Below are 8140 nucleotides of genomic sequence, written 5' to 3'. Positions count from 1 at the left end.
TTTGCTCCTATGAGCCTCCTCGACGACGTGGCCGAGCGTGACAACTGGCGGTGCTGGGTGTGCGACGAGCCGGTCGACCCCGACATGTCGGTGAACGACTCGCGGGGGCCGAGCGTGGACAGCCGGACCGCGGACCGCAAGGCCAAGGTCCCCGAACGCCTCGCCCACCGCGGCTGCAACACGCGCAAGGGCGCGGTCAAGGTGGTCATCCCCTGGGCCGCCCACCTGCACGTGGTCGACCCCGCACCCCTGATGACGGTCGCGACCCGCCTGGACCGGAAAGGCGGGCGCGAAACCGTCGCCCGTTGCCCAACCCGGCACGACGCCGACGAGGCGGCCGCGTGGCTGGCCGACCGCTTCTCCCGTCTCACCCCCGACCTGCCGGTGACCACCAAGGTCGAGCCCGGCGGCGGCCAGTTCCTGGTCATCCTGGCCACCAGCCGACGCTGACCGGGAGTCCAATTCGGACTGCAGACCGCTTGACTGCAGCCCTATTGGTCAAGACCAAAGTTGACTAGAGTGCAACGGGCTGCCGAACAGCGGAGCCCGGTGGCCTGACCATCCGACTAAAACTCGCTGTGTCAGGTCTGCGCGCCCCACGCGCGGGCACATACTCGCGGCAATCCGCTGTGGACTGTCTATCTTGGTCTCAGCAGGTCTCGACGAGAGTTGGTGTGGGCATGTCTGCGACGGAGCCGCCACAAAAGTACATAGTGGACAATCAGGCTGTTCACCCCGCCGCCGAGCCGATCGCCATCGTGGGCATGGCGTGCAGGCTGCCGGGTGGGGTCGAGTCGCCTGAGGACCTGTGGCGAGTGGTGCTCGGCGAACGCGACGTCATCGGTGACCTGCCCACCGACCGCGGCTGGGACAGCCTCGCCGGATACCACCCGGACCAGGCTCACGACGGCACGTATTACGTGCGGCAGGGCGGGTTCATCGACGACATAGCCGGGTTCGACGCGGACTTCTTCGGCATCGGCCCCCGCGAGGCGCGCGCGATGCACCCGCACCAACGACTGCTCCTGGAGACCGTCTGGGAGGCTTGCGAACGCGCGGGCATCGACCCGGAAAGCCTGCGCGACACCATGACCGGGGTGTTCGCGGGCACGTTCGACATCGAATACGGCCCCAGGATGACCGAGGGCGGCACCGGCTCCAGCGGCTACCTGTTGGTCGGCAGCACGGCGAGCGTGTTGGCGGGCCGGATCGCTTACACACTGGGGCTGGTCGGCCCGACGATGACCGTCGACACGTCGTGCTCGTCCGCGCTGACATCCGTGCACCTGGCGATGGCGTCGTTGCGCGCGGGAGAATGCTCGCTGGCCTTCGCGGGCGGCACGACCGTGCTGGCCACACCGGGTGTGCTGGTCGAGTTCAGCCGCCAAGGCGCGTTGGCCGCCGATGGCCGGTCGCGGGCCTTCGGCGCGGACGCCGTCGGGTTCGGCGCCGCCGAGGGCGTGGTGATGACCCTGCTCGCCCGGCTCGACGACGCCCAGCGGGCCGGTCTGCCGGTGTTGGCCGTGCTGCGCGGCTCCGCGCTGACCCAGGACGGCGCGAGCGGCAGACTGACCGTACCCAGGCGCTCGTCACAGGAACTGGTCATGCGCCGGGCGCTGGCCACGGCCGGGCTGACCGCGGCCGACATCGATCTGGTCGAGGCGCACGGAACCGGCACCAAGGTCGGCGACCCGATTGAAGCCGCGGCCGTGCTCGCGGTGTACGGCGACCGTCCGGCGGATCGGCCCGCGTACCTGGGCTCGCTCAAGTCCAACATCGGCCACACGCTCGCCGCCGCGGGCGGTGCCTCACTGATCAAGACCGTGCTGGCGATCCGCAACGGCCTGCTGCCCAAGACCCTGCACGCCGAACACCACAATCAAGCGGTGGACTGGACCACCGGGCACGTGCGGCTGCTGACCGAGGCCACCGAGTGGCCGAGCCGGGACACACCCCGCCGCGCGGGCGTGCTGTCCTACGGGATCAGCGGCACCAACGCACACGTCATCGTCGAAGAGGCACCGGCGGAATCGTTGCCCAACAAGGAAACATCCCCTGCCGAACCGACGCTCTGGGTGCTTTCGGCGAAGACACCGCAGGCCCTGCGCGCGCAGGCTGAGAAACTGTTGGCACACCTGCGAACCGAGCCCACGCTCGACTCGGTCGACGTCGGCTGGTCGCTGGCCACCACGCGGACCCGGTTCGCCCACCGGGCCATCGTGCTCGACGATGGCTCTGATGGCTCTGATAGCTCTGACGGCCTGACCCGGGGGCTGGCGGCGCTCGCCGCCGGGGTGCCCGCGCCGAACGTGGTCCAGGCCGAGGCCGTGCCCGACGCCCGGCCGGCGTTCGTCTTCCCCGGCCAGGGTTCGCAGTGGCCGGGGATGGCCGTCGAACTGCTGGAAACCTCGGCGGTGTTCGCCAAGAGCCTGAGCCGCTGCGCGGATGCCTTGGCACCGCACGTTTCCTGGTCCCTGCTCGCCGTATTGCGCGGTGAACCGGACACACCCGGGCTGGACAGGGTCGACGTCGTGCAGCCCGCGTTGTTCGCCGTGCTGGTGTCACTGGCCGAACTGTGGCGGACCCATGGCGTTGAGCCCGCCGCCGTCATCGGGCACAGCCAGGGCGAGATCGCGGCGGCCGCCGTCTGCGGGGCGCTGAGCCTGGCCGACGCGGCGAAGATCGTCGCGGTGCGCAGCGCGGCCTTGGTCGAACTGGCCGGTTCCGGCGGCATGGCCACGCTGTCGCTCACCCCCGACGCGGCGGTGGACTACTTGGCGCCGTGGGGATCGCGGCTCTCCGTGGCCGCTGTCAACGGTCCGGAGAAGATCGTGGTGTCCGGCGACGCGGAAGCCATCACCGAGCTGGTCGCCGCGTGCGTGAACGATGGTGTGTGGGCCCGGCGGGTCGCCGTCGACTACGCGTCGCACTCCCCCGCAGTACTGGCGGTCCGCGAACGGTTGCTGGCCGATTTGGCAGGCATCGCGCCGCGCACCGGTCGAATTCCGTTCTATTCCACGGTAACCGGCACGCCGGTGGACACTGCCACGCTGGACGCCGGGTATTGGTTCGACAACCTGAGACAGCCGGTGCGGTTCGACCGGGCCGTTCACGCGGTGGTCGAGCACGGGCACCGGGCCTTGATCGAGATCAGCCCGCACCCGGTGCTGACCATGGGCATGCAGGAGACCGTCGAGTCGGTCGACGCGCGCGCCGCCGTGCTGACCACGCTCCGGCGAGACGAGGGTGGACTGGACCACTTCCGGCTCGCGCTGGCCCAGGCGCACGCGCACGGTGTCCCGGTGCGCTGGCGTGCCGTTTACGGCGAGCAGGCCCGGCGGGTCGACCTGCCCACGTATGCCTTCCAGCGCAAGCGGTTCTGGCTCGACCCGATCGTGTCCCGGTCGACCGACGTGGCGTCCGCCGGGCTCGCCGACCCGGAGCACCCCTTACTCGGCGCGCAGGTCGAGCTGCCCGGTGGTGGCCGGCTGGCGACCGGCCGGATCTCGCTGGACACCTATCCCTGGCTGGCCGATCACGCCGTGTGCGGCACAGTTCTGTTGCCTGGCACCGGTTTTGTCGAACTGGCGCTACACCTGGCAGACACGGCCATCGAAGAGATCGTGCTCGAAGCACCCCTGGTTCTCACGCCGGACACGGCGGTGGACATCCAGGTCGCGGTCGGGGCGCGGTCGGTGGAGATCCACTCTCGACCCGCCGACCATCCCGGCACGCCGTGGACCCGACACGTCACCGGCGTCCTGGGCGCGGCCGGGGCGGCACCAGAACCGCTCGGACACTGGCCGCCGGACGCCGAGGCCATCGACCTCGTCCGCTTCTACCAGGACTTGGCCGAGGCCGGTTATGACTACGGGCAAGCGTTCCAGAACCTGCGCGCATTGTGGCACCACGGGTCCGAGATCTTCGCCGAGGTGGCCTTGACCGCCGACCAGCACGCCGACGCCGAACGGTTCGGCGTGCACCCGGCACTGCTCGACGCGGTCCTGCACGCCTTGTTCGGCGCCGGAGTCCGTGAGGTCGTGCTGCCGTTCTCGTGGAGCGGTGTGCGGTTGTGGGCGACCGGCGCCACCTCGTTGCGGGTCCGGCTGACCAGGACAGCACCGAACACCGTCGCACTGACCGCGACCGATCCGACCGGCGCGGTGGTGATGACGGCCGACGCGATCACGACGCGCCCGGCGCCGGACGATCTGACTCCGGGCGGCCGGGCCGAACTGTGGCGGATCGCTTGGGTTCCCCTGGCGCTCGGCCCGGAAACGCCCGGTAAGTGGATGTGGCTCGACGGGAGCGCCCGCCTCGACCTGGCAGCGCTGCGAGCCGCCAGACCTGATCTCGTTGTGGTCGAGTGCGCGGCGGATCTACCGGTCACGGCCGATTCCGTTCGGTCGGCGACCCAACGAATCCTTGCCCTGCTTCAGGATTGGCTCGCCGACGAGAACACGGCGGGCAGCAGGCTCGTGATCCTCACCCGGCGCGCGATGGGCGAGGACGTCCACGACCTCGTGCACGCACCACTATTGGGCCTGCTCCGGTCCGCGCAGACCGAGCACCCAGGCCGGTTCCTCCTGATCGACGTGGACGACCAGGACGACTCCCGGGACGCACTGGGCCGGGCCCTCGCTCTCGGCGAACCGCAACTGGTCATCCGGGCGGGTATCCCGCACGCGCCTCGTCTATCCACAATGGATACTTCAGCCCGCCTGACAACCCCGCTCGACCCCGAGGGAACCGTGCTGATCACCGGCGGCACTGGGACGCTCGGCGCGCTGCTCGCCCGTCACCTCGTTGTCCAACAAGGGGTTCGCCACTTACTGCTGTTGAGCCGTTCCGGCCTGGCGGCCCCGGGCGCGGCCGAACTGCAAGCCGACTTGACCGCCCTGGGCGCGACGGTCACCATCACCGCCTGCGATGCCGCCGACCGCGCGGCGCTGCGCGAGGTCCTGGCCGCAGTCCCCACCGATCACCCGCTGACCGCGGTCGTGCACACGGCAGGCGTCCTCGACGACGGTGTGCTGGACTCGCTCACCCCCGCCCAGGTCGACGCCGTCTTCCGCCCCAAGGTCGACGCCGCGCTCAACCTGCACGAACTGACCGGCGACCTCGCCGCGTTCGTCCTGTACTCGTCCTGCACAGGCCAACTGGGCACCGGCGGCCAGGCCAACTACGCCGCCGCCAACACCTTCCTGGACGCCCTGGCCTGCCACCGCCGGGCGAACGGCCGCCCCGCGACGGCATTGGCCTGGGGTTTCTGGGAACGCGCCAGCGGCATGACCGGTCACCTCACCGACACGGACCGCGCCCGCATCCGTGGTCTCGGCCTGCTCCCGCTCTCCGACGCCACCGGCCTGGCCTCCTTCGACGCGGCCCTGCGCTCGCCCGAACCGGTACTGGCCGCCACCCCCATCGACCGCGCGCCGCGCGCCGACGTCCCACCCCTGCTCAGCGCCTTGGTCCGACCGCGCCCGCGCGTGGCGGCCACTGGCGCACCGGCGCCGCTCTCGGCCACCACCCCACTCGACCTCGTCCGCAAGCACGCGGCCGTCGCTTTGGGACACTCCACACCGGACGCTATCGCCGCCGACCGCCCGTTCCGCGAGATGGGCTTCGACTCGCTCGGTTCCGTCCAACTCCGCAACCAGCTCAACGCGGCCACCGGCCTGCGCCTGCCCACTACGGTGATCTTCGACCACCCCACGCCCGAGGCCCTCGCCCGCTACCTGACCACCCAGCTCACCACGCCCGCCCCGGCACGCACCACCCTCGTCGAACGGTTCACCCACGCCCACAACACCGGCGATTCCGCAGGCGCCATCACACTCGCATCGTCCGCTGCTCCCCCTTCTGCCGAGCCGATTCCACGGCTGCGGGTGGTGCCGTTCACCACCGGCCCCGCACGCGTACGGCTGATCTGCGTGCCATCCCTTCCCGCCCCGGCCAGCCCCGAGCAGTACCGCCAGTTCAGCTTGACATTCGAGAACCAGCGCGACATCGCCGTCCTCCCCCTGTCCGGCTACCGCGCAGGCGAACCACTGCCAGCGACCCGCGAAGACCTGATAGCCGCTTCCGCCGCAGCCGTCCTCGACCACATTGACGACTCCCCCTACGTCCTATTAGGACACTCTTCCGGCGGTTGGGTGGCGCACGAGATCGCCCGCCTGCTGGAGACCGGCCCACACGCACCCACCGGCGTCATCCTCGTGGACACCACCGCCAGCCCCGGCCCCACCGCCCTCACCAGCCAAGCCGCCGACACCTGCCGCCTGGTCCTGCGCGACCCGGCCACCCTGAACGACACCAACCTCATCGCCACATTCCGCCACTTCACCTTGTTCGCCGACTGGACCCCCAAGCCACTGACGACACCGACCCTGCTGCTGCGCGCCCAAACCCCCGCCCTCCCCCCATGGCCGATGACCACCACCACGGTCGACGTCCCCGGCACCCACTTCACCGTGCTCACCACCTCCGCCCACACCACGGCAACCGCGGTCGACACGTGGCTGTCCACTATGGACTAGTCGACGCACGCTCCTCCTATCGGTGGACGATCGTCCCCCAGTGGGTGAAACCCAGTCCGCGAGCATTGCGCCTTCGTTGAGCACGGTGGGAAGTTCCCCGGCAGTTGAGAATGATCACGTAACCGGGGTTGGTGGGCGATGGTTGTGCGCGGAAGCAGACGGGTCTGGCTCGTGGTGGCGATGGCCACCGTATTGACCACAGTGTTGACCGTGGTGGGCGCACCACAGGCGTCGGCCAAACACGTGACGGACTACACATTCGCGACCTGGAACACCCATGGCGCGAATTCAGGCGGACTGAGCCTCTGGTTGCCGCAGAGCGCGCTGTACGAAGTGACCGACCTGGCCGCCGACCACGACGTCGTGGCCCTCCAAGAAGTGGGCAAACTCGCCGACTTCGACGACCTCGTCAAGCGGCACAAGCCTGCCGGAGTCGCATTCACCTGCAAGACCGTGGTCAAGATGCTCCGCGAGGGGCGTGAATGCGACTGGACGTTCCCCAGGAACGGGACCCCGCAGAAGCGGAAGGTGTTCATCCTGCGCACCGATGATGTCGAGGACAGCGAATCGTTGAACGGCGCCCGCCCCAACCTCGCGTTCGTCGTGCGAACCAGCACGGCCCCGGTCAAATCCTGGAACTACCTGCCGCCGGTCCGTTCCGCCTCGGTGTACGAAGGCGACCGAGGACTCCTGCAACTGGTACTCACCGACAACACGGTCATCTACAACGCGCACGCCGACGCCGAGCCGAAGGGGGCAACGTCGCGGCGCTGCTACAGAAGGCGGAACAGGCGACCGCGGCCCTCAGCCCCAGGCCCACCGGGTGGGTCATGCTGGGGGACTTCAACATCGAACCCAACTACCCGCGCGCCTACGTCCCACAACGGGTCTGGGTGGTTGACCCCGCCGCACCCACGCACGGCATACGAACCATCGACTACCTGATCTGGTCCGACCAGAACGCGACGGAACACTTCGCCGCGAGCGTTCCCCTCGCGACGGAGAAATGGGGATCAGATCACCGGCCCGTGCGGTTCATCAAGAAGCCCCGAGGGAGCGGAGCATGAAGATCATGTTGCGTTGGACCGCCACGTTCGCGTCGACCCTCGCCCTGCTCGCCTGCGCCACCCCCGCGCAAGCGGAGCCTTTCCGCTACGGCCCCTACAAGATCGCCTCGGATGCGTCCTGCCTGCAACTGAACACATCCGGCGCCATCGTGGTCAAGTCGTGCGGCGTCGACAACAGGACGAGCTGGGTGTTCACCGAGACCGCGAACGGCAGGTACGTCGTCATCCAGAACACCGTCACCAGCACCTGCCTCGCACCCGCCACAGTCGGTTCGAGCCTGGCACCGGTGAACTGCAACCGACTCGACAGTTCCCAGGCTTGGCTGGTGTACACGCGGGACAACGGAGCCACCATGAGCCTGCGCAACTCCCCCGACAGTGCCTCCTCCTGCCTGACCATCACCACCCCGAACGCCCAGGGCACCCACACCGTCCGCCTGCAGACGTGCGGCAGCACCACCACGGTCAACGCCGCGCAGTCGTGGACCATGATCCCCACCAAGGCCGACAAGCCACACCCCCTGCCATGAGAAG

The 8140-nt window shown here is 69.3% G+C and carries 4 protein-coding genes; all 4 read left to right on the top strand.

Features of this window, described 5'->3' with window-relative positions; genetic code table 11:
- Positions 1-9 precede the first annotated feature (9 nt).
- Complete coding sequence (locus H504_RS0106675; RefSeq protein ID WP_026422137.1) at positions 10-450, top strand: hypothetical protein; 441 nt, start codon at positions 10-12, stop codon at positions 448-450.
- Positions 451-680: 230 nt separating this feature from the next.
- Positions 681-6539, top strand: coding sequence for a type I polyketide synthase (locus H504_RS33700; protein WP_084467427.1), 5859 nt, complete (start codon positions 681-683; stop codon positions 6537-6539).
- A gap of 566 nt (positions 6540-7105) precedes the next feature.
- On the top strand, positions 7106-7606 hold the full coding sequence (locus tag H504_RS43970; protein ID WP_169735343.1) for an endonuclease/exonuclease/phosphatase family protein: 501 nt from the start codon (positions 7106-7108) through the stop codon (positions 7604-7606).
- Positions 7603-8136 (top strand): RICIN domain-containing protein, encoded by a 534-nt coding sequence (locus H504_RS0106660; RefSeq protein ID WP_026422135.1) that lies wholly within the window; start codon positions 7603-7605, stop codon positions 8134-8136. Before H504_RS43970 ends, H504_RS0106660 begins: the two co-directional genes overlap by 4 nt.
- The last annotated feature ends 4 nt before the right edge of the window (positions 8137-8140 follow it).

The sequence above is a fragment of the Actinokineospora inagensis DSM 44258 genome (assembly GCF_000482865.1).
In the GTDB taxonomy this organism is placed as follows: domain Bacteria; phylum Actinomycetota; class Actinomycetes; order Mycobacteriales; family Pseudonocardiaceae; genus Actinokineospora; species Actinokineospora inagensis.
This window is presented reverse-complemented; position numbering and strand designations above follow the sequence as displayed.